Consider the following 17,274-nt stretch of genomic DNA (forward strand, 5'->3'; position numbering starts at 1 on the left):
CGGTATGGGCTCAGATAGCGGAATTACAGAGCGCTATTGCCTGTTTTTTCCATGCCCCGTATTCCCCTTCGGCAGAGGCACCAGCCCCGGTCTCTCGCTTTCCTCCGGGTTCCACAGCTTCTCCGTCTCAGCCTGCAGCTCGCGCAGCGCCTGTTCAAGCGTCTTGCGCCCTTGAAGCACCTCGGCTGACTTCGTTTGCAGCTTCTTGAACACCTCCCCGCTGATGGTGCGGCCAAGCGATGACGATCCGTCGAATAATAGATCCGAGGGCCGCACCTTCAGGAACGCCTCCGTATGCTTGCCGGGGACGCTTGCCACCGGCATCGCCGGACTCGCCGGATAACGATCAACCTCCAGTCGTCTCGGCTCTTCTTGCTGAATCAGCTTGATCAGCTCCCAGGCGGCCCGGCGGTTCGGGGAGTTGGCGCTGACCGCGAATATGCCCCCCAGCGAGAAGGTCATCGATTCCGAAGGGCGATCCGGATGAACAGGCTCGCTCGCCACGTCCCATTCCGGGGCATTCTTCGAGGCCTTCAGCGTTTGGATATAGCTGTACCGCTGCAGCGTCATCGCCGCTTTCCCCGTCAGGAACGGGTCCGGGGTCCCTCCCGTCTCCGCACGGTTGCCGCCGGATGCCGATTGAGGCGCTTCGTATACGGCCCCTTCGCGCAGCGCCTCAAGCACGGTCGCCCACACCATCCGCCACTGCGGCGTATCGATCGCCACCTGCCTGGTCTTCGGATCAATGATGGAAATTCCCGCCGCATTCGCCACCTGCATGATCATACTGGTCGGCCACGACCCGTTCCCCGTCGCCAAACCGTACACGCCTTCCCGCCTGCCGCCTCCTTCGCCGATGGCGGCAGCTATGCCGAGCAGCTCCTCCCAAGACATCCCGTCTTCCGGATAGGCCACTCCATAACGATCGAACAGCGCTTTATTGTAATAAACCGCAAGCTGGTCGAAGCTCGGGGCAAGGCCGTACAGCTTGCCGTCGCCTTGCTTGCGCAGCGCCTCGATCAGGCCCGGATGGGCTGTCTTTAGCGGAAATCCGTCCTTTTTCACAACCTCATCGAGTGCGTACAGCTTGCCTTGACGCACAAGGGTCGCAAACTCCGCACCGTTCACCCCCATCACATCGGGCAGTTCCTCAACCGGCCATGTCGATGGATTCGACCTCATCACGCTGCTGACCGGAGAGACGTCGCCGTACGGAATAATCTCCACCTTCACATTCGGAAACTTCTTCTGAAAAACAGCCCCGTATTGCGACATAAACGCCTCTTCGCTGAAATAAGCCACCTTCAACGTCAATGCTGTATTCGGGTCTAGCGGCTGCAGCGCCGGGTCTTTCGGCTGGGTCACCAACGGAGTGAACGCCGATTTCAGCCGATCGGCTTCGGCCACACCGAATACAACCGCTCCCAGCAAGGCGGCAGCAGGCAACCATAGCCATTTGCGGCTCCGCCCTCTAACCGGCGGCACCATCCGTACCCGCGCCTGCACCCGTTCGGCCAGTTCCTTCGAAAACCCGCCCTGAGACAACGGCAGCCGTCTTAACTGCTGTTCCCACGCTTCGGGTTCGTTACGCTCGTTTTTTGTCACAGGGTATCCCTCCCTTCGGTTTCCAATTGCTGTGATATTTTCGCTCTTGCCCGCGACAGTCGCGACTTCATCGTCCCGACGGAAATGCCCAGCAGCTCCGCGATTTCGACATACGACAGCTGATGATGCGCATGCAGCAGCAGCACCTCGCGCAGCTTCGTCGGCAGCTCCAGCACAAGCTTCCACACGTCCTCCTCCACGAGAGCGCTTAACGCTTGCGATTCGGCCGAGGCGACGGTTTCATCCCGCTTCAGCACGCCTGACGGCACAACGCGCCGAAACCACGCCGAGCGCCACTGATCGCGCACCGTATTGCGCGTAATCGTCAGCAGCCACGTCTTGATGCTCGCTTCACCGCGAAACGAGTAAAGCCGCTCATATACTTTCATAAATACATCCTGCGTAATGTCGTCCGCCGTCATCGGCTGACGCGTCAGAAAGAACGCGTAGTTCCATACATCCTCGCCATAGGTGAGCATCAGCTCGGATAAGATTTCGTTCTTATCCATACCTCCTGCGAGCGATTTCAAATACTCAAAGGCCACCCGGGTTCACCTCTCATCCAATTGGACGATGCAGGGATGGAAAGGTTCCCTTTTTCGCTGAAAAATCATAAACGCCCGGCGCCGATTGCGGTCGAAAATACCTGCAGCAGCTGTCGAACGGACGCCGAATACAGCCGCTTTTTGTTTCACCCTCCCGCCACCCGGGTAAAAGTAGACATGCAAGTAATCAACCTCAAAGGGAGCGTGATGAACATGTTAAGCTTGCTGATAACGTTAATCATGGCTGTTGTCATTGGATCTATCGGGTCGGCGATTGCGCCGGGCGCGATGCCGGGAGGTATGCTTGGTTCGATGATCGCCGGATTCGTAGGCGCTTGGCTCGGTGCCCTGCTGCTCGGTTCGTGGGGGCCGGTTATCGGCGGATTCGCCGTTTTGCCTGCCATCATCGGCTCTGCATTGTTCGTGTTCTTGCTCGGGCTGCTTGCAAGAGGCTTCGGCAAACGCACGGCGTAACGGTTGTACAAACCCTGTAGCCCCGTAACCTGTAGGATTGATTCACACCGGAGATCGTGTGGATGACAAAGAGAAGGAGTGAGGAGATATGAGTACGGTGAACACGGAGACAAGACGAAGCGGCATGCTGATAGGAACGGTAATGGCCGGTCTGGCCGGCGCAGCGATTGCGTTGTTAACGGCGCCGAAATCCGGACGCGAGCTGCGCGGCGATCTGAAGGATCGTTTGCAGACGCTTCAGGCTAAAGGCGCAGACCTGGTGGGAACGTGTAAAGCGAAAGCTGTGGAAACGGCTCAGCTCGTGAAAGAGCAAAGCGGCATGCTTGCGGACAAAGCGCACACGGTTACCGACGACATGGCAGATAAAGCCCATGCTGCGACCGATCGCGCGGAAAGCGCCGCCCATACGGCCGTTGACCGCGCCTCATCCGCAGCGGAGAAGAAGCTCGGACAAGCGTCCGACTTCACTCATCGAACGATGGATTCCGCAGGCGATTCGTCGCAGCGCCTAGTCGACGGCGCCTCCTCTACGGCGCATCGACTGGCCGACAAATCGTCGCATTAATCCAAGCCCTGCGGGGCCCCCATCCAGCCTAAACCGTTGTTGCGGTTTAGGCTCGTTTTATGTTACCCGTCCATCCACAAGGCACACATATTCATATGCTTGATATTCACGTTGATCGCACCTTACCAACTCCGGGTTTCTGAAAGGCAAAGGTATCCATTCCGGCTCCAGGGTCACATACTGCTTTACCTCTAGCCTGAGCGCTTCTTTAAGGCTCTCTTCCCCATACTGCGCACGACTAAGAAAGAGCGACGTAGGGATACATACTGCACCATGTACGCAAGGGCATCTTTACGACTCGGGTTCAACGATAGCTCGCTCAGGATCGACGGCGGGCAGCGCCATCACCATTCCCTGACCAAAAGCGGTGTGATCTTCCCCCGTCGGAAGACGAGCGGCCATTAACTCATTGAAGATTAGAGGATTAGAAGATTAGCGGAACACCAAAAAGCCGGGAACAGCTTGTCCCCGGCGTCACCTGCTTATGCACGGCCTTCCGCGCTGCGCATGCCGTCTGCGCTTTGTCCGCTCTATACCCGCTCCAACCGGATGATCCAGCTCTCCTCGGTCAGCTCATCCTGCTGCAAGCATACGTTTACGGGAATGCGCTCCTTCTCCGGCTTGACGAAATAACCGTTCTCCAAGTAGTAGCCGCGCTCCTTGGCCACCGCCAGCAGCATGCAGAACTTCTCCGCCGCACGAACGGCTTCATCCTGATTCGGGAACGCTTCCAATAGGCTGCCGAAGCCAAGCGGGTTGCTGGAAGCCTGAATCGACAAAATGTACGAACCTTCCTCTTCCCGGACCATGACTTCACTGCCGTCACACTTTATACGATGTTTAACTGCCATGATAACCACCGCCTTCTCGTAAGTTTGGGTGCTTGTCTACCATTACCCGCTCTTTGCCGCGCTGAAACATGCCCCTTCTCTCGCTTCACGCAAAAACGCGCCCCACCCGGGACGCGTTTACGATCCGACGTCGCGATTGCCGCCGGTTTCTTGAAAGTAAGCCTTCAACTTATCGAGCGCACGCTTTTGTATACGCGACACACTCATTTGCGAGACGCCGAGCTGTTCGGCGATTCGCCGCTGCGACTGCCCTTCGGTATAAGCGAGATGAAGCACCTTCTGCTCTTCCGGCTTCAAATGTACAAGCGCATCCTGCAGCGTAAGCCGATTCTCCACCCTCTGATACGCATCGCTGGGACAGCCGATCACATCGCCGATCGTCGATCCGTTATCGTCCGATGACAGCGGTGTATCCAGCGAAACGTAATGGTAATAATCGCGTCCCGCCAAAATCTCGATCGTCGCCTCGACGGACAAGTCCATCGCTTCGGCGATCTCCTCCACGTTCGGGGAACGTTCCAAACGAACGGTCAGCTGATCGACCACCTGCTGGATTTGATTCCCCTTTTCCTTAATCCGCCTGGGCACCTGAACATACCAGGATTTATCGCGCAAGTAATTTTTCATATGCCCGATCACGCTTTTCATCATATAAGCTTCGAACTGCACGCCAAGCGTCAAGTCGAATTGCTTCAACAACCGAAGCACCGACATTTGCCCGACTTGGTACAAGTCCTCGAACAGGTCCGGACGGTTACGCGACATTTTACCCGCAGCCATCTTCACCATCGGCTCGTACTGACGCAGCAGCACCGTTGCCGTTTCATTACAGCCCGTCTCCTGATATCGAACGATTAATGCCTCATTCGCGATGGAAGGAGTTTCATCCGTGGTTCCGGGCACCGTTCGTTCCGAATTGATTTTCATACCATTTCCTCGCTTCGGATGAGGCGTTTGGTCAAAGTCACTTCCGTGCCTGCGCCTGTACGCACCTCAACATCGTCCATGAGCGCCTGCATCAAATATATACCGAGCCCGCCGACATTGATTTCATGGAGCGTCTTCTCATGCAGCGATTCGGCGCGCTGCGCTTTCGCCTCGTAATCGAAGCTCGGTCCTTCATCCTTCACCGTAATGCGCAGCCCGTCGTTCAGCCGCTCGAAGCGCACGTTCATCTTCCCGGGCCGACCCGGTTCGTAGGCGTGCACCACCGCATTATTGCAAGCCTCGGCGACCGCCACTTTCATATCTTCAATTTCTTCATACGAGAAACCGAGCTTGGAGCTGATGCCGTAAAGCGTCAGACGGACCAAGTCGATGTACTCCGGCTCGGCAGGGACAGTTAGACACACGGCGTGAGTTTCGGAATTCATAAGCTCTCTTCGATCCTTTCTTATCCGTTAATGATGCGGGCCTCAGACGAATCTGCCGGCGACTTCGGTTGCAGAAACGAAGTAATGCCCGTCAGATCGAAGAGTCTCCTGATTTTCAGCGGAATCTCTTGTACTGTAAAAGAAGCCTTCAAGACGTCCCTTGCTTTTAATACCGATACAATCACACCGATCCCCGTGCTGTCAATATATTGAAGCTGCCTTAAGTTCAAGACGAGGCCACGCCCGGTGTCCGCTACAAGCGGATCCAGCACGCAGCGCAGTTCCGACACCTTGGACAGATCGAGTTCGCCTTGAAGATATACAATGTTCTCCAGTTCCGTTTTTTTCGTTTGGACTAGAAAGCTGTTCGGTTTATCCATATGAAAATCCTCCTTGGCCGCTGCTTGTCTTGAAGCTTCTGCAAGCAAGCCGTATCGGCTGCTAGAAACTAATTAACCGGAAACCTTCCTTTTGAAACACCGACTCCACAAACTTTATCGGTTGGGGACCGCGGCGGAGACGGCTGTCCGATGTGTTTCGTCAGGTCGGGCGGATTTTTCCGCTTTCTTCCTTTCGCGCCACTTCTGCCACAGCTCGATCACTATCGGCACCGTCTGCAGCACATGTTGAGCCGTTTCCCCTGCCGTCTTCGGATCTTTCGGTACGCTGTTCCGAATCGTTCCCGCCACCGCGGTGGACGCTTGCTTGACCGAAGAAGTAACTTCCTGGACGGCGTCGCCGATATTTTTGACCGAATCCACGACCGAATCGATCGAGTGCAGCTTGTTGCGAACGTCCACCGATACTTCGTTCGTGTGCCGCAGCAGCTCAACCGCTTCCGTGCTGATGCCGTTCATTTGCTCCTGCATTTCACGAATAACCATGTTCGTCTGACCGAGCAGGTCCGACACCGAGCGCAGCGTTTGAATAAGAAATACGACTAAAGCCGCGAATGCGATGGCCACGACGGCCACACTAATTTCAATAATCATCCTGCATCCCTCCATACTCATGGTTCGATTGGGTATTTTTTAACCGCTCGGGACAAGCTTGAAACGCACAGTTGGATCAGGATCAAATTTGTTTCAATCGGCTATCCTATGGGTAAGGAAAGACAAGCAGGCGGACAAGCGACGACCTGTTATTCCCGGACAGTTCGGGTGAGCCTCAAACCGCGCGGGCTGTCCAACCCTAAATAACAAGAATTCGGGAGGTAATAGACAATGGCTAAAGTAATGGAAAAGGAAACCGTTAAGGAAACCACAGGGACAACGGGTAACGGCCTGCTGGCTTTACTGAATCAACAGGTTGCGAATTGGGCCGTCTTACACATAAAGCTGCATCAACATCATTGGTTCGTGAAAGGACCTCACTTTTTCGATTTGCATGCCAAATTCGAAGAACTCTATAATGAAGCCGGCCAGACGATGGACGAACTGGCGGAACGCATTCTTGCTCTGCAGGGATCTCCGGTATCCACGACCAAGGAAATCTCCGCAGCGGCGACAGTGAAAGAACACGCGCCTCTGAAATCGGCGGATGAGATGGTGAAGAGCGTACGCGACGACTTCAAGCAGCTGATCGATGAGATCGGACAAGCGATGGAGGTCGCCGAGAAGCAGAAGGACGACGGCACGCACGATATGCTGATCGGCATTCGTACGACATTGGAGAAGCATGTGTGGATGCTGGACGCCTATATAAAGTAAGATCGGCAACCGCCACAATGGCGGACTGTCGAAAGGGTTTACCCCCTGGTCAGTCTGTTTTCCAATGCAGGCGATAACTGATCGAATTTGGGTAAAAATTACAGATTTTATATTGCCGATGGTCAGTTTTTGTGTTAGAATTTCCGCAAGGAACGCAGTCAGATCAGCATCAGCACGCTATACGAACCCAGGAAACCGATAAGAGCAAGTCCGGTTTTCCTGGGTTTTTTTAGTAAATGACGCCAACCTGCTTGCGTTACCGACCGCACCGAAACCGGCTGCCGTTACAAAACATCTTCCCCGCCGAACACGGGCCGCAAACCGTTAAAGGGAAGCTGGCATTATTTGTGATAAGGAAAGCCGGGATGGTTATACTAGCCTTATGGAAAGGCAAGGTCCACCATTTGAAGGAGGGGTCTATCAGAATGAAGAAGCGGCTTTCACTTAGTTTGATCGTCTTGTTGACGTTTGTCCTTGCCATGACAGGCTGCGGCAGTAAAAATCCTGCACAAACCGAAACCGGAGGAACCACGACCGGAGGAACGACAGCGGGCGCGGAGAAACCCGGTTCCAAACTGAACATCGGGATGGTGACCGACGTTGGCGGCGTAAACGACAACTCGTTTAACCAAAGCGCATGGGAAGCTCTTCAGAAGCTGAACAAAGAAACGGGAGTCAACGTTAAATATTTGCAAAGTAAAAACGACTCCGAATTTGTGCCGAACCTGAACCAACTGGTGAAAAACAACTATAACCTGACTTGGGGGATCGGTTTTATTATCGGCGATTCGCTGAAAACCGTTGCTCAGCAAAACCCGGAAGCAAAGCTGGCTATCATTGATAACGTAGTTGAAGCGCCTAATGTCGTTTCCGTTACGTTCGCCGAGCATGAAGGCTCTTATTTGACAGGCGTTGTGGCAGGCTTGATGACGAAGTCGAACAAAATCGGCTTTGTCGGCGGGATGGACATTCCCGTCATTAAACGTTTCGAGGCCGGGTTTGTAGCCGGCGTTAAAGCGGTAAATCCGAACGCTAAAGTAACGATCAACTACACAGGCGCATTCGACAAGCCCGACCTGGGTAAGGCGGCTGCCTCTACCATTTACAACGACGGCGCGGACATCGTCTTCCATGCGGCCGGGGCAACCGGCGACGGCGTGTTCAACGAGGCGAAAGACCGTGTGAAGAACGGTAAAAAGGTGTGGGTAATCGGCGTAGATAAAGACCAATCGCTTACGTTCGGCGACGATGTGACGTTGACGTCCATGATGAAACGGGTCGATACGGCGGTTTATAATATCTCCAATGACCTGATTAACGGAAAATTCGAAGGCGGCAAAACGATCGTACTCGGTCTGAAGGACAACGGTGTGGGCCTCCCGGAAACGTCCAAAAAGAACGTCCCTGAAGATGTGCTGAAGAAAGTAGACGAGTACAAAGACAAAATCGTCAAAGGCGATATTCAGGTTCCGGATAAATGAGCAGCGGAGCGACCAAAGTAGAGATGCGCGGCATCACGAAACGGTTTCCGGGACTTGTTGCCAATGACGGCATCAACCTGACGCTGAAGGAGGGCGAGATTCTCGCCCTTCTCGGTGAGAACGGCGCGGGCAAATCTACGCTGATGAATATTTTGTTCGGTTTATACCAGCCGGATGAGGGCGAAATCCTCATTGGCGGCAAACCGACCGCTATCCAGGGCCCGAAGACGGCAATCCGTCTCGGGCTCGGTATGGTTCATCAGCACTTTAAGCTCGTGCAACCGTTTACCGTGACGGAGAATATCATTCTCGGTCTGGAGCCGAAGCAGCGGTTGTCCATCCATTACCGGAAGGCGGAACAGCAGGTGGCCGAGCTGTCCGACCGTTACGGACTTCGCGTAGACCCTAAAGCCAAAATTCAAGACATCTCGGTCGGTATGCAGCAGCGTGTGGAAATTTTGAAGACGCTGTATCGCGGCGCCGACATTCTGATCTTTGACGAGCCGACGGCGGTGCTGACCCCGCAGGAAATTCAGGAATTGATCGAAATTATGCGCAAGCTCGTCGCCGAAGGCAAGTCGATTATTTTGATTACGCATAAGCTGAAAGAAATTATGGCCATCGCCGACCGGGTCACGGTCATTCGCAGGGGGAAAGTCATCGATTCGCTGAACGTCAGCGAGACGAATCCGGATGAGCTGGCCGCCAAGATGGTCGGTCGGCAAGTCTCGTTCAAGCGGGATAAGAAGCCCGCGAGTCCGGGTCAGCCGGTGCTGACCGTAGATAAGATCGTCGCCCATGCGGCCAGCGGCGCCCGCGTATTGGATGAGGTGTCGCTGGCCGTGCGCAGCGGCGAAATCCTCGGCATTGCCGGCGTCGACGGCAACGGGCAGAGCGAGCTGGTCGAAGCCGTCGCCGGGCTGCGCCGCATCGACAGCGGCCGCATCTCGCTGGCCGGGCGGGACATTACGAACCGACCGCCGAGGACCATCTCCGAAAGCGGCCTCGGACACATTCCGGAAGACCGTCATAAGCACGGACTCGTGCTTGATTTTACAATGAGCGAAAATATGGTGCTGAAAACGTACTATACGTCCGCCTACAACAAGAACGGCTTCCTGGACTACGCGGCTATCGAGAAGCAGGCGAAACGGCTCACGGAGGAATTCGACGTACGCATGTCCGGGCTCGATAGCGAGGCCCGTTCCTTGTCCGGCGGCAACCAGCAAAAGGCAATTATCGCTCGCGAAATCGACCAAAACCCCGAGTTGCTGATCGCCGCCCAGCCGACCCGCGGCCTCGATGTCGGCGCCATCGAGTTTATTCATAAACGCCTGATCGAGCAGCGGGATAAAGGGAAAGCGGTGCTGCTGTTATCCCATGAGCTCGATGAAATTTTGCAATTGTCCGACCGGATCGTCGTCATCTGCGGCGGGAAAATTATCGGGGAAGCCGATCCTGCCCGCACAAGCGACCGCGAGCTCGGGCTGATGATGGCAGGCTCCGGCCAAACCGGCAAAACCGGCAGCGAGCCAGAATCCGGAGGTGACACGCATGTCTAAGTGGTCCCGCCTATTTATTAAAGACTCGGCGCTTGTTCCGCTCGCGGCCATCGTGCTCGGCCTTCTCGTCGGTGCGATCATCATGCTGATCGGCGGTTACAACCCGCTCTTGGCTTACGCGTCCTTGGTTGAGAAGGTCGTCGGCGATCCATACAGCATCGGCGAAACGATTCGTGAAATTACGCCTCTGATCTTGACGGGGCTGTCGGTCGCCTTCGCGTTCCGCACAGGCTTGTTCAACATCGGCGCCGAAGGCCAGTACATCATCGGCATGACGGGCGCCACCTTTATCGGCATCAAGCTGCAGCTTCCGTTCTGGATTCATGCGCCGCTTGCCATTATCGTGGGGGCCGTGCTCGCGGGCTTGTGGGGAGCGATCGCCGGTTATTTGAAGGCGAAACGCGGCGTGAATGAGGTCATCACGACCATCATGCTGAACTGGATCGCGCTGTTCTTGTCCAACTATATCGTCAGAGAATTCCTGCTTCAGCCCGGCCAACAGCGCTCCTACAAAATTCACGAGTCGGCCATGATCAGCCTTCCGGCCCTGAGCGAGGCTTTCGGTAACGCACGTCTGCACTGGGGCACGCTGATTGCGATCATCGGTGCGGTTATCTTCTACGTGCTGCTGTGGAAAACGCGCCAAGGCTACGAGCTTCGCGCCGTCGGGCACAGTCCTAGCGCGGCCGAATATGCCGGGATGAGCGTCAACCGCAACGTGGTGAAAGCGATGTTCGTCGGCGGCGTGTTCGCAGGTCTTGCAGGCGTGTTCGAAGTGCTTGGCGTATTCCACTACCAGACGATCGCGGCCGGCTCTTCGGGCTACGGCTTCGACGGCGTCGCCGTCGCCTTGCTCGGCGGCAACCATCCGCTCGGCGTCGTGCTGGCGGCCACTTTATTCGGCTCGTTAACGTACGGATCGGCGGGCATGAGCTTCGGCGCCGACGTGCCCCCGGAAATTATCCGGGTCATTATCGGTCTCGTCATTTTCTTCGTCGCTTCGCACGGCATCGTTCGCTTCGTGCTGCGTCCGATTACAGCTAGGCGTAAAGCCCGCGGGGAGGTGACTTGACGTCATGGATGCGTTACGAATAATCGGCGAATTGCTCCAGACGACTCTCGTTTTCTCGACAGCCTTAATCTTCACCGCACTCGGCGGCATTTTCTCCGAGCGATCGGGGGTCGTCAACATCGGGCTGGAAGGTCTTATGGTATGCGGGGCGTTTGCCTCCGCCGTAAGTGTGTACTATGCCGAACAGGCAGGGATGATCGGCGCGGCGCCTTGGATCGGCCTGCTTGCGGCCGCCTTGTTCGCCATGCTCGTCTCCGCGGTCCATGCGGTCGCTTCGATTACGTTCAAGGCGAATCAGGTGGTCAGCGGCGTCGTCATTAACTTTTTGTCGGCAGGCATGACGATTTACTTGGTCAAAGTGCTGTTCGAAGGGGCCGGGCAGACGCAAACGTTAAATGCCGTCTTCCACAAAGTCGCCATTCCGGGGCTGGCGTCCATTCCGGTGATCGGCCCCGCGCTGTTCAATGCCTACCCGACCACCTACATTGCGCTGATTCTCGTGATTGTCATCTGGTACACGCTGTTTAAAACGCCTTTCGGCTTGCGCCTGCGCTCCGTCGGCGAGCATCCCGGCGCGGCGGATACGCTTGGCGTCAGCGTTGCCAAAATGCGGTATATCGGCGTGCTGCTCAGCGGCCTGCTGGCCGGTCTCGGCGGCGCGACCATCACCTTGACGACGACCAGCAACTTCTCGCACAACACGATTTCCGGTCAAGGCTTCATCGCCCTGGCCGCACTGATCTTCGGCAAATGGCATCCGCTCGGCGTATTGGGGGCCACCATCTTCTTCGGTCTCGCGCAAGCAGTCAAAAACTTCGTGCAGCTGTTCGACTTTGCCAAGAACATCCCGATGGAGTTTTTGTACATGCTGCCGTACGTGCTGACGATTCTCGTGCTCGCCGGCGCGGTCGGACGCGCCTATCCCCCGTCCGCTCTCGGCGAGCCGTACGACCCGGGGAAAAGATAAATGAGCGCTTGGAAGATCGTCCTGCCGCAAAACGCAGGACGATTTTTTTGCGCGCACAGCGCAGTCAGGGCCGCCCGATCCGCACCGGCTTCCGTCTTTTCACATTTGCTCCCGCATGCCCCCGGTCCCCAGCCGCCAGCCTCGCACCGTTCCCTCCACGCCAAATAACGGAACCGAGCTGCCTTATCATCCTCCACGAGGATGAAAGAGCGGCACAATGCCGCCTATAAGGTATCCAGGTTCCGCTAGTTCTCCATTCATGTCCATTTGAGTAAAAGGGCACACCACCGGTGCACCCGAGCTCTCAAGAGAGCTTATCCAAGCCGTTTATACAGCTCGATTCGATCGGAAGCGCCCCCCGTCCCGGACTCCACCTTCACCTCGTCCACGAGCGCCTGCATCAAATATAAGCCGAGCCGGGGGCTCTCAAACTGCCGGTCATCCAGAGACGCAGATTGCGGCAGCTCTGCGGCCGAGTCGTCCGCTTCGCGAAACGATAGCCGGCAGCCCGCCCCTTCCAACCGTACGACCAGCTCCGCCGGGCGCATGGTGAAGACGATCCGAAGCGCCGCGCCCGGCGGCTTCTCCGGCGTCTGCAGCAGCGCATGGTTGCACGCTTCCGTGAGCGCGACTTTCAAATCTTCAATTTCTTCGTAAGTATAGCCCATCCGCACGGCAACGCCGTAAAGCGTTAGTCGTACCGTATCCAGCTCATCCGCATCGAACGGGACGGTCAGAATGACTTCTTTGTCCGTGCCGGTATTTCCACTCATGCCGACTCACCCTCCATCATGATAAATCCCGCTGAGATGAGCTGTCCTCTGTTGATGAAGAAGCGGAGGAGCCGGCAGAGCCGCCGGACGGTTCAGACTCCACGAGCAAAAACCGGGTCAATCCTGTCGTATCAAACAGACGGCGAATTTTAGCAGGCACTTCCTGCACGGCTAATCGGGCGTCGGCCGATTGCCTTGTTTTTAACAACGAGACGATAAGACCGATCCCTGTGCTGTCGATATACGTCAGCTCCCGCAAATTCAGCTTGAGCGGCAAAGCCGAGCCTGCAGCCAAAGGTTGCGCAACGCTTCGGAATATTTCCGCCGTGCTCAGATCGAGTTCGCCCGACAAGTGCAGTACATGGGCGTCAGGTATCGTATGAACGATAACCTGAAACTTGCTGGCATCCATCTTCAATAAGCTCACTCCGATTCAAAATGTATAGTTCCTATCATACCAGATTTTGGCCCGTTTTTCACGAGTCCATAGGCCCTCTTCCGTCCCTCCGGCACCGCATCAAGCTGCACGATTCAACAGCGGCTTGGCCGGGTAATCATGGCTAAGGGCGAATCGCCGCATAACCGGCTTGCAGTAAAGGAGCGATATCAGATGGATCCATTCAAAAGCGTCGACATTGAAAAGAAAAATGTGGAGAAAAAAATGGATTCCGGTAGGGTTGCATCCACATTCATTAAATATGCGGCCTACATCGTGATTTTTTTCGGATTCCTGTACTTCCTCGTTCGTTACGTGTTCCCGAAATTTTAATAACTCCCGGCTTAACGGCAAATGCGCAGAAACGCACACGGTTCATCCGCGTGCGTTTCTTGACGATTCGTCGCTCTCCTTGACAGGCAACAAAAACGCGAGCATCCGACACTCCCACCGGATGCTCACGTCTTGATTATACCGTCATCAAGCTGCCGTTCGATGGAAATAATGGACCGCGGTCAGCTTGCCCGTCTCCGCATCGATAAACAGTTTCAACGCCCGCGAATGACTTCGATACACAACCCCGTCCTCGGCGATCCAGTCAGGCTTGCCGAGCGCGTCCTGCAGCTTGGCCGCATCGAGGGGCAGCGTCTTGCCGTCAATGTCGACAGTTTCCGCCTCCGCGGCGGACACGACGATGAAACGGACGAAGTTGTTGTGCAGCCCGACCTTGCAATCCTCGTAGACAAGAACCCGCTCCTCTTTAAACAGAGGATCCGTTTCGACAGCCTTGGGCTCGCCTTTGATTTCGTATACCGTCTTCAAGTCGTCGGTAACCGACAAGCCGTTCACCCGTTCCAACTTGAAGGTGCCGTTCCGGGAAGCAGCGGCCGCTTGAGGCATCGTTCCGGTCGAACCGTTCCCGGCCGGACCGGCTGCTGCCTTCAAGGCCGCGGAATCGACGCCTGGAGATGTATAGGCTGCCTCCGCCTGCACGAACACCATCGCCGACCGGGAAGGCGGCGGCGATAACGACTTGTCGGGTAATACCGTTCCCCATGAGGCCCCGGTAACGCCCATGAGAACGGCGCCGACGACCCATCCTATGCTCCAGCTTTTCACGTCAATTCCCCTCCTCCGGTTGAATCCGCCCGGTTTCAATTATTCGTTAGGCTGAGCCGACTGCTTGTCCGCTGTCAGAGCGCTAACGGATGCGTTCGAATTGGTACTGCCTGATCGGGACATACGCTTTAGGAATAAATTCCGACGGCTCCCCAATCGGCTCCCCAATCGGCTCCGCATCGCCGATGACCGTGACCGGCCTCCCTACCGTCTCCGCATCGCCGATGACCGTAACCGGTTCGCCGAACCGGCTGCCAACCGTCGCTCCGTCTTCGATGACGGCGCCTTCCCCGATTATCGCATTGCGGATAAACACATCCCTGCCGATTCGGGCACGCGGCATCACCACGCAATTGCGAAGCACGCTGCCGTGTCCGACGAACACGCCGGCCGATAACACCGAGCGCTCGATTTGCCCGAAGACGGCAGATTCGCCGGCGACAAGCGCATGCCGCAGCCGCGCGTACAGACCAGCCTGAGTTTGCGCCGATGCCCGCCCAGGCGAACGCATCGGCCAGTCGCCATCCTCGAGGTCGAATTTCGGCGGGTCGCCAAGCAAGTCCATATGCGCCTCCCACAAACTTTCCACCGTGCCGACATCGCGCCAATAGCCTTCGAACGCATACGTCTGTACGCGGTCGCCCCTCGCGAGCATAGACGGAATGAGGTCTTTGCCAAAATCGTGGCTCGAAAGCGGATTGCAGGCATCCCGTTCGAGTATGTGTTTCAAGTAGCTCCAGCGGAACACGTAAATCCCCATCGAAGCGAGGTTGCTGGTCGGCACCCTCGGCTTCTCCGCAAATTCCGTAATCCGTCCTGCCTTGTCCGCTTTCATGATGCCAAAGCGGTGCGCTTCTTCCCAAGCGACCGGCGTTACCGCAATCGTCGCATCGGCTCCCGTCTCGCGGTGCCGCTCCAGCAGCTTGCGGTAGTCCATCCGATAAATATGATCACCCGAGAGAACAAGCACATGCTCCGGGTCATAAAACTTTAGAAACGCCATATTTTTGAAAACCGCATCCGCCGTGCCCGTATACGATCCGCCCGCCGACGGCAGCAGCGTAACGGCATTCGACCAGAGTGCGCCGGAGCCGATATGCCGGTGCAGAGAAGCCGCCTGATACTGCGTGACCACTCCGACGACCGGCAGACCGGAATTGGTGCAATTGCTGAGCGCAAAGTCTATCATTCGGTAGCCTCCGCCAAAATGCACTGCCGGCTTCGCTTTATCCCGAGTCAGTACACCCAGCCTGCGTCCTTCTCCTCCGGCCAACAGCATAGCAACGCATGATTGGGATTTCATAAAGTCACCTCTCACCTCTCACCTTTCTGTGCAAATTGGAGACTTAGGCGTCATGAACATCATGGCTCTCTATAATTATTTTTAACCAAAAACCTGCTTCTATGAAACAAATGGTGAAAAAGCTTCCATTGCCCTTGGCATGCGGCTCCCTCCCCCTCTGCCTGGACAAAACGCAAAACGGCCCTACTCCGAGGAAACCCCACCGACTGCTTGAGTTTGCCTCCCTGCAAGGCCGTCCGATGATTAAGCCAATCTTAAATCATCTTGTTCTTCATAAGGTTTCATACGCACTGAAAAAATAAATTCCGCCCCCGGCTGTTCAGTCGCCACATAGGCGATCTTCCCTCCCATCAGCTGCACCAAATTGCGGCAGATGGCGAGACCCAGACCGGTACCGCCGTACTTGCGCGTCAACGAAGAGTCGACCTGCGTGAACGGCCGGAACAAGAGCCCACGTTTCTCTTCGGGAATGCCGATGCCGGTATCGGTAACGCGGAATTCGAGCGACAGCTGTTCGCCTTCACGCTCGAGCGGTCTCACCGATACATGAACGCCGCCGCGATCCGTGAATTTGACGGCGTTGCCGATCAGGTTGATCAGCACTTGACGCAGCCGGGATTCGTCGCCCAGTAAACACTCCGGAGTCTCCGGGTCAATGTCGCACGTCATTTCCAGCGATTTCGCCCGGCACTCCGCATGGAACATCTCGAACGTTTCGATTAAACAATTGCGAAGGTGAAGCGGCTGCTCCTTGAGCTCCATTTTACCCGATTCGATTTTCGTCAGGTCCAGGATGTCATTCATAATGTACAGAAGCGCAGCCCCGCTTCGCCGGATCGTATCGGTATATTCGCGCTGTTCGCTGTTCAGTTCGGTCTCCATCAGCAGATCGGCCATGGCGATCACCCCATTGAGCGGCGTTCGAATTTCATGGCTGATCATCGCGAGAAAATTCGATTTGGCCGAAGCCGCCTGCTCCGCCGCCTCTTTCGCCCGCTCCAGCTCACGCGATCGCTCATTAAGCAGCTCCGTTTGCTGCTGCAGCTTTTTCTGGGCCATATACATGCTGACGAAGCCTTCGATCTTCGACTTCAGCGTACGCGGCACGAACGGCTTTACGATATAGTCGATCGCGCCGACGGAATAGGCCGTGAATGACTGATCCTGCTCTTCCGGCGCCGCCGTAATGAAGATGATCGGTACGGTCCTCGTCTTCTCCCGGGATTTGATCCATTGCGCCGTTTCGAAACCGTCCATGCCCGGCATCTGTACGTCGAGGACGATCACGGCGAATTCATGCTTCAGCAGACAGCGCAGCGCTTCTTCCCCGGACGTCGCCTTTACCAGATCGTAATGATGGTCTTCCAGCACCGCTTCAAGCGCCAGTAAGTTTTCCGATTGGTCATCGACCAGCAGAATGCGGATCGCCTCGTTCATCC

At 56.0% G+C, this 17,274-nt stretch carries 20 protein-coding genes; 8 read left to right on the forward strand and 12 right to left on the reverse strand.

The features are described 5' to 3' along the window. Positions 1–33 precede the first annotated feature (33 nt). Together JMF85_RS00915 and JMF85_RS00920 are read right to left on the reverse strand one after the other, a co-directional pair. A complete protein-coding gene (locus tag JMF85_RS00915; protein ID WP_201317595.1) occupies positions 34–1,605 on the reverse strand; it encodes an extracellular solute-binding protein in 1,572 nt (523 codons plus the stop codon). Continuing rightward, positions 1,602–2,150, reverse strand: coding sequence for an RNA polymerase sigma factor (locus tag JMF85_RS00920; protein WP_201317596.1), 549 nt, complete (start codon positions 2,148–2,150; stop codon positions 1,602–1,604). The genes JMF85_RS00915 and JMF85_RS00920 overlap by 4 nt, the downstream gene beginning before the upstream one ends. A 213-nt stretch (positions 2,151–2,363) precedes the next feature. Here JMF85_RS00920 and JMF85_RS00925 point away from each other — a divergent pair, with 213 nt between their 5' ends. Together JMF85_RS00925 and JMF85_RS00930 are read left to right on the forward strand one after the other, a co-directional pair. Further along, entirely contained in the window at positions 2,364–2,624 is a 261-nt protein-coding gene (locus JMF85_RS00925; RefSeq protein WP_127608550.1) for a GlsB/YeaQ/YmgE family stress response membrane protein, read from the forward strand. An 88-nt stretch (positions 2,625–2,712) separates the two neighbouring features. Next, positions 2,713–3,189, forward strand: coding sequence for a YtxH domain-containing protein (locus JMF85_RS00930; RefSeq protein ID WP_201317597.1), 477 nt, complete (start codon positions 2,713–2,715; stop codon positions 3,187–3,189). 530 nt (positions 3,190–3,719) lie between these two features. On the opposite strand, the gene JMF85_RS00935 is transcribed toward JMF85_RS00930, so the two are convergent. The 5 genes from JMF85_RS00935 to JMF85_RS00955 form a co-directional block, all read right to left on the reverse strand. Beyond that, positions 3,720–4,040 carry a hypothetical protein gene (locus JMF85_RS00935; protein WP_127608552.1) on the reverse strand — a complete coding sequence of 107 codons (321 nt, stop codon included), beginning with the start codon at positions 4,038–4,040 and terminating at the stop codon, positions 3,720–3,722. 117 nt (positions 4,041–4,157) lie between these two features. After that, positions 4,158–4,967 carry a sigma-70 family RNA polymerase sigma factor gene (locus tag JMF85_RS00940; protein WP_127608553.1) on the reverse strand — a complete coding sequence of 270 codons (810 nt, stop codon included), beginning with the start codon at positions 4,965–4,967 and terminating at the stop codon, positions 4,158–4,160. Beyond that, complete coding sequence (gene rsbW, locus JMF85_RS00945) at positions 4,964–5,413, reverse strand: anti-sigma B factor RsbW (RefSeq protein WP_054795882.1); 450 nt, start codon at positions 5,411–5,413, stop codon at positions 4,964–4,966. The genes JMF85_RS00940 and rsbW overlap by 4 nt, the downstream gene beginning before the upstream one ends. A gap of 20 nt (positions 5,414–5,433) precedes the next feature. Continuing rightward, positions 5,434–5,793, reverse strand: coding sequence for an STAS domain-containing protein (locus tag JMF85_RS00950; protein WP_127608554.1), 360 nt, complete (start codon positions 5,791–5,793; stop codon positions 5,434–5,436). 114 nt (positions 5,794–5,907) lie between these two features. Then, the gene (locus tag JMF85_RS00955; RefSeq protein ID WP_201317598.1) at positions 5,908–6,405 is read right to left on the reverse strand and encodes a DUF948 domain-containing protein; all 498 of its coding nucleotides are present in this window, start codon (positions 6,403–6,405) and stop codon (positions 5,908–5,910) included. A gap of 231 nt (positions 6,406–6,636) precedes the next feature. Between JMF85_RS00955 and JMF85_RS00960 the strand changes: the two genes are divergently transcribed. The 5 genes from JMF85_RS00960 (at position 6,637) to JMF85_RS00980 (ending at position 12,204) form a co-directional block, all read left to right on the forward strand. Then, on the forward strand, positions 6,637–7,122 hold the full coding sequence (locus tag JMF85_RS00960) for a Dps family protein (RefSeq protein ID WP_201317599.1): 486 nt from the start codon (positions 6,637–6,639) through the stop codon (positions 7,120–7,122). A 425-nt stretch (positions 7,123–7,547) separates the two neighbouring features. After that, positions 7,548–8,603, forward strand: a complete 1,056-nt coding sequence (locus JMF85_RS00965) for a BMP family lipoprotein (RefSeq protein ID WP_127608557.1) — start codon at positions 7,548–7,550, stop codon at positions 8,601–8,603. After that, positions 8,600–10,165 carry an ABC transporter ATP-binding protein gene (locus tag JMF85_RS00970; protein ID WP_201317600.1) on the forward strand — a complete coding sequence of 522 codons (1,566 nt, stop codon included), beginning with the start codon at positions 8,600–8,602 and terminating at the stop codon, positions 10,163–10,165. The genes JMF85_RS00965 and JMF85_RS00970 overlap by 4 nt, the downstream gene beginning before the upstream one ends. Beyond that, positions 10,158–11,237 (forward strand): ABC transporter permease, encoded by a 1,080-nt coding sequence (locus tag JMF85_RS00975; protein WP_141335974.1) that lies wholly within the window; start codon positions 10,158–10,160, stop codon positions 11,235–11,237. Before JMF85_RS00970 ends, JMF85_RS00975 begins: the two co-directional genes overlap by 8 nt. Before the next feature lie 4 nt (positions 11,238–11,241). Beyond that, positions 11,242–12,204: an ABC transporter permease gene (locus tag JMF85_RS00980; protein WP_201317601.1), complete on the forward strand. Its 963-nt coding sequence runs from the start codon at positions 11,242–11,244 to the stop codon at positions 12,202–12,204. A gap of 314 nt (positions 12,205–12,518) precedes the next feature. On the opposite strand, the gene JMF85_RS00985 is transcribed toward JMF85_RS00980, so the two are convergent. Continuing rightward, the gene (locus JMF85_RS00985; protein WP_054798855.1) at positions 12,519–12,977 is read right to left on the reverse strand and encodes an ATP-binding protein; all 459 of its coding nucleotides are present in this window, start codon (positions 12,975–12,977) and stop codon (positions 12,519–12,521) included. Between the two features lie 16 nt (positions 12,978–12,993). Then, positions 12,994–13,389, reverse strand: coding sequence for an STAS domain-containing protein (locus JMF85_RS00990; protein ID WP_127608588.1), 396 nt, complete (start codon positions 13,387–13,389; stop codon positions 12,994–12,996). A 198-nt stretch (positions 13,390–13,587) separates the two neighbouring features. Between JMF85_RS00990 and JMF85_RS00995 the strand changes: the two genes are divergently transcribed. Next, positions 13,588–13,746 (forward strand): hypothetical protein, encoded by a 159-nt coding sequence (locus JMF85_RS00995; RefSeq protein WP_164751864.1) that lies wholly within the window; start codon positions 13,588–13,590, stop codon positions 13,744–13,746. 147 nt (positions 13,747–13,893) lie between these two features. On the opposite strand, the gene JMF85_RS01000 is transcribed toward JMF85_RS00995, so the two are convergent. The 3 genes from JMF85_RS01000 to JMF85_RS01010 all read right to left on the reverse strand — a co-directional run bounded on the left by JMF85_RS01000 (position 13,894) and on the right by JMF85_RS01010 (position 17,272). Next, entirely contained in the window at positions 13,894–14,532 is a 639-nt protein-coding gene (locus JMF85_RS01000; RefSeq protein ID WP_201317602.1) for a hypothetical protein, read from the reverse strand. An 82-nt stretch (positions 14,533–14,614) separates the two neighbouring features. Continuing rightward, positions 14,615–15,835: a sugar phosphate nucleotidyltransferase gene (locus JMF85_RS01005; RefSeq protein WP_236595696.1), complete on the reverse strand. Its 1,221-nt coding sequence runs from the start codon at positions 15,833–15,835 to the stop codon at positions 14,615–14,617. Between the two features lie 243 nt (positions 15,836–16,078). Next, the gene (locus tag JMF85_RS01010) at positions 16,079–17,272 is read right to left on the reverse strand and encodes an ATP-binding protein (RefSeq protein WP_201317603.1); all 1,194 of its coding nucleotides are present in this window, start codon (positions 17,270–17,272) and stop codon (positions 16,079–16,081) included. Between the last annotated feature and the right edge of the window lie 2 nt (positions 17,273–17,274).

This window comes from Paenibacillus sp. EPM92 (assembly GCF_016586185.1).
Classification (GTDB): domain Bacteria; phylum Bacillota; class Bacilli; order Paenibacillales; family NBRC-103111; genus Paenibacillus_G; species Paenibacillus_G validus.

What these genes read in the sequence shown, in the direction of transcription:
- JMF85_RS00925 (WP_127608550.1), top strand. Translation starts at nt 2,364, where the DNA reads ATGTTAAGCTTGCTGATAACGTTAATCATGGCTGTTGTCATTGGATCT.
- JMF85_RS00930 (WP_201317597.1), top strand. Translation starts at nt 2,713, where the DNA reads ATGAGTACGGTGAACACGGAGACAAGACGAAGCGGCATGCTGATAGGA.
- JMF85_RS00935 (WP_127608552.1), bottom strand. Translation starts at nt 4,040, where the DNA reads ATGGCAGTTAAACATCGTATAAAGTGTGACGGCAGTGAAGTCATGGTC.
- JMF85_RS00940 (WP_127608553.1), bottom strand. Translation starts at nt 4,967, where the DNA reads ATGAAAATCAATTCGGAACGAACGGTGCCCGGAACCACGGATGAAACT.
- rsbW (WP_054795882.1), bottom strand. Translation starts at nt 5,413, where the DNA reads ATGAATTCCGAAACTCACGCCGTGTGTCTAACTGTCCCTGCCGAGCCG.
- JMF85_RS00950 (WP_127608554.1), bottom strand. Translation starts at nt 5,793, where the DNA reads ATGGATAAACCGAACAGCTTTCTAGTCCAAACGAAAAAAACGGAACTG.
- JMF85_RS00955 (WP_201317598.1), bottom strand. Translation starts at nt 6,405, where the DNA reads ATGATTATTGAAATTAGTGTGGCCGTCGTGGCCATCGCATTCGCGGCT.
- JMF85_RS00960 (WP_201317599.1), top strand. Translation starts at nt 6,637, where the DNA reads ATGGCTAAAGTAATGGAAAAGGAAACCGTTAAGGAAACCACAGGGACA.
- JMF85_RS00965 (WP_127608557.1), top strand. Translation starts at nt 7,548, where the DNA reads ATGAAGAAGCGGCTTTCACTTAGTTTGATCGTCTTGTTGACGTTTGTC.
- JMF85_RS00970 (WP_201317600.1), top strand. Translation starts at nt 8,600, where the DNA reads ATGAGCAGCGGAGCGACCAAAGTAGAGATGCGCGGCATCACGAAACGG.
- JMF85_RS00975 (WP_141335974.1), top strand. Translation starts at nt 10,158, where the DNA reads ATGTCTAAGTGGTCCCGCCTATTTATTAAAGACTCGGCGCTTGTTCCG.
- JMF85_RS00980 (WP_201317601.1), top strand. Translation starts at nt 11,242, where the DNA reads ATGGATGCGTTACGAATAATCGGCGAATTGCTCCAGACGACTCTCGTT.
- JMF85_RS00985 (WP_054798855.1), bottom strand. Translation starts at nt 12,977, where the DNA reads ATGAGTGGAAATACCGGCACGGACAAAGAAGTCATTCTGACCGTCCCG.
- JMF85_RS00990 (WP_127608588.1), bottom strand. Translation starts at nt 13,389, where the DNA reads ATGGATGCCAGCAAGTTTCAGGTTATCGTTCATACGATACCTGACGCC.
- JMF85_RS00995 (WP_164751864.1), top strand. Translation starts at nt 13,588, where the DNA reads ATGGATCCATTCAAAAGCGTCGACATTGAAAAGAAAAATGTGGAGAAA.
- JMF85_RS01005 (WP_236595696.1), bottom strand. Translation starts at nt 15,835, where the DNA reads ATGAAATCCCAATCATGCGTTGCTATGCTGTTGGCCGGAGGAGAAGGA.
- JMF85_RS01010 (WP_201317603.1), bottom strand. Translation starts at nt 17,272, where the DNA reads ATGAACGAGGCGATCCGCATTCTGCTGGTCGATGACCAATCGGAAAAC.